Below are 3,533 nucleotides of genomic sequence, written 5' to 3'. Positions count from 1 at the left end.
GGGGCAGAGCGGGCGCCAGGGCCGGCGCGAACGCCAGGGACGTGTGTGACGGCCTGTGGATAACCGAAAGCATGCTGTCGCCGCCGGCGGCTATGGTCTGTGTACAGAGCAAGGGGATTCCAGGTGCTCCGCCGCCACCGGCGCGGGCATTTGGGGGGATGCGAGGGGGCGGCCATGGCGGCCACACGTACTTTCTGCGCGGCGGTGCTCGGCACCGCTGCGGCCGTGGCGGTGCTGTCCGGCTGCGGCGGGGGCAAGGACACGGGCGGCGCACCGATCGTCGTGCCGGCGGCCACCACCGCCGAGACCGGGGCGTTCGCCGGGGAGAGCGCCGACCAGATCCTGTCGGACGCGCAGGACGCGATGCAGTCCCTCAGCGGCGTGACCGTCGACGCGTACACCTCGGATGACGACGCGGTGATGCACTTCACCGCCGCCTTCGCCGACACCGACAAATGCGCGGCCACCATCACCGAGGACGGCGACGACATCCAGCTCATCGGCATCGGCGAGACCTACTACCTCAAGGGCGACGCGCAGTACTGGCAGCAGACGGGCGGCTCGCAGGGCGACGGGCTGGCACGGGCCCTCGCCGGCAAGTGGGCCAAGCTGCCGGCGAAAGCGGCCGACGACTTCGACTCGATGTGCCATCTCGACTCCTTCCTCGACCCCGGTGACGGCGGACCGATCACCCGCGGCGCCGAGACCACGAAGTACGGCCGGCGCGTTGTCCCGCTTCGCCAGCGGGAGGACGACGACGACACGATCATGACGGCCTACGTGGCGGCCACCGGCACGCCTTACGTCCTGGGTTTCGACAGCCCCGACGGCCCGGACCGGGCCCGCTTCACGAACTTCGGCCGGGCGCCGAAGATATCGGCGCCTCCTGCGGGTGAGACGGTCGACTTCACGACCCTGGGCATGGACGTCCCGGGCCTGTCCGCCTGAGTCGGGCACAGGGCGTGAGTGGCAAGCCGGGAGTCCGAGGTGCGGCGGTGCGGACCAAGCCGGGAGTCCGAGGTGCGGCGGTGCGGACGGTGAAGCGTGTCGGCCCGGGCGGATAGCCTCGCTGAGTGGCAAACCGTGTCAACCACCCTGAGCAGCTCAAGGAGCTGCTGGGCATCCCGTTCACCCCGGAGCAGATGGCGTGCATCACCGCGCCGCCCGCTCCCGGGGTGATCGTGGCCGGGGCCGGCTCGGGGAAGACCACGGTGATGGCCGCGCGGGTGGTGTGGCTGGTCGGCACCGGGCAGGTCGCGCCGGACCAGGTGCTGGGGCTGACCTTCACCAACAAGGCGGCCGCGGAGCTGTCCGAGCGGGTGCGGCGGGCGCTGGCGCGGGCGGGCATCACCCCGGGCGAGGCGGACGGCCCGCCGGACCCGGCCCTGGACCCGGACCAGGTGCCGGGGGACCCGCAGATCTCGACGTACCACGCCTTCGCCGGGCAGTTGCTGAAGGACCACGGGATGCGGATCGGCCTGGAGCCGACCGCGCGGCTGCTCGCCGACGCGACCCGGTTCCAGCTGGCGGCGAAGGTGCTGCGGGCCGCGCCCGGCCCGTACCCGGCGCTGACCAAGGGGCTGCCCACGCTCGTCGGCGACCTGCTCGCGCTGTCCGGCGAGCTGTCGGAGCACCTGATGCCCGCCGAGCGGCTGCGTGCCCACGACGCGCGGCTCGCCGCGGAACTCGGCGAACTGGACCCGGGCACACGCGGCTACGCCTGGGTGAAGGAGGTGGCGCACGCCACCGCCGCCCGCCGTGACCTGGCCGAACTGGCCGCCGCCTACCGGCAGGAGAAGAAGGGCCGCGACCTGCTGGACTTCGGCGACCAGATCGCGCTGTCGGCCGAGCTGGCGCAGGGCCGCCCGGAGGTCGGCGCGCTGCTGCGCGACCAGTACCGGGTGGTGCTGCTGGACGAGTACCAGGACACGTCGGTGGCGCAGCGGCTGCTGCTCGCCGGGCTGTTCGGCGGCGGCACCGGACACCCGGTGACCGCGGTCGGCGACCCCTGCCAGGCGATCTACGGCTGGCGCGGCGCGTCCGTGGCGAACCTCGACGACTTCCCCCGGCACTTCCCGTACGCGGACGGGCGGCCCGCCGACCGTTACGCGCTCAGCGAGAACCGCCGCTCGGGCGGCCGGCTGCTGGACCTCGCCAACACCCTCGCGGTCGAACTGCGGGCACGGCACGAAGGCGTGGAGGCGCTGCGTCCGGCCCCCGGCGCCGAGCACGACGGCGTCGTACGCTGCGCGCTGCTGCCGACGCAGGCCGAGGAGATGGAGTGGCTCGCCGACTCCGTCGCCCACCTGGTGCGCACCGGCACCTCGCCCGGCGAGATCGCGGTGCTGTGCCGTACGGCCGCGCACTTCGCCGACATTCACGCGGCGCTGGTGGCACGGGACGTGCCGGTCGAGGTGGTCGGGCTGTCGGGGCTGCTGCACCTGCCGGAGGTGGCCGACCTCGTCGCCACGTGCGAGGTGCTGCACGACCCGACCGCGAACGCGGCGCTGGTGCGGCTGCTGACCGGCCCGCGCTGGCGGATCGGCCCGCGCGACCTGGCGCTGCTCGGCCGCCGTGCCCGGTTGCTGGTGCGGTACGGTCCCGGGCCCGGCGCCGGTGCGGACGACGAGGGGCCGGACCGGCTCGCGGCGGCCGTGGAAGGCGTCGACCCGGCCGAGGTGGTGTCGTTGGCCGATGCGCTGGAGACGTTCCTCGACGCCGAACCCGGTGACGAGCTGCCGTTCTCCGCCGCGGCGCGGGTGCGGTTCGCGCGGCTGGCCGCCGAGATAAGGGAGTTGCGCCGGGCACTGGCCGACCCGCTGATGGACGTGCTGCACCGGGTGCTGGCCGTCACCGGCCTGGAAGTGGAGCTGGCCGCCTCCCCGCACGCGCTGGCCGCCCGCCGCCAGGAGACCCTGAACGCGTTCCTCGACGTGGCCGCGTCCTTCGCCGCGCTGGACGGGGAGGCGACCTTGCTGGCCTTCCTCGGGTTCCTGCACACCGCGGCGCAATACGAGAAGGGGCTCGACAGTTCGCTGCCCGGCGGCGACGACACGGTGAAGGTGCTCACCGCCCACAAGGCCAAGGGCCTGGAGTGGGACGTGGTCGTCGTGCCCGGGCTGGTCGCCAAGGGCTTTCCCAGCGAACGCGGCCGGGAGCTGTGGCCGGTCAACGCGAAGGTACTGCCGCACGGTCTGCGCGGTGACGCCGCCACCCTCCCCGACGTCGAGTCGTGGACCCGGGCCGGACTCGACGACTTCCGCGCCGCGATGAAGGAGCACCAGCGCGTCGAGGAACTGCGGCTCGGCTACGTCACTTTCACCCGGCCGCGCTCCCTCCTGCTCGGCTCCGGGCACTGGTGGGGGCCGACCCAGTCCAAGCCGTTCGGGCCGTCCGCGTTCCTCGACGCCCTGCGCGCGCACTGCGAGGCCGGACACGGCGAGATCGAGGTCTGGGCCGACCCCCCGGCCGAGGACGCCGACAACCCGGCCCTCGCCTCCGCCACCGAACCCCCCTGGCCGCTGCCCCTCGAC

At 73.8% G+C, this 3,533-nt stretch carries 2 protein-coding genes; both read left to right on the top strand.

What is annotated here, in order from left to right:
• The first annotated feature begins 174 nt into the window (after window positions 1-174).
• The gene (locus tag AC13HU_RS34280; protein ID WP_483045896.1) at window positions 175-948 is read left to right on the top strand and encodes a hypothetical protein; all 774 of its coding nucleotides are present in this window, start codon (window positions 175-177) and stop codon (window positions 946-948) included.
• A gap of 194 nt (window positions 949-1,142) precedes the next feature.
• Window positions 1,143-3,533: ATP-dependent helicase (locus tag AC13HU_RS34275; protein WP_483045897.1), on the top strand; the 2,391-nt coding region annotated here is incomplete at its 3' end.

It is taken from the genome of Streptomyces sp. NH27 (assembly GCF_056859195.1).
Note: the sequence above shows the minus strand (reverse complement) of the source record. Positions and strands in the feature narration are given on the sequence as shown.

What these genes read in the sequence shown, in the direction of transcription:
- AC13HU_RS34280 (WP_483045896.1), top strand. Translation starts at nt 175, where the DNA reads ATGGCGGCCACACGTACTTTCTGCGCGGCGGTGCTCGGCACCGCTGCG.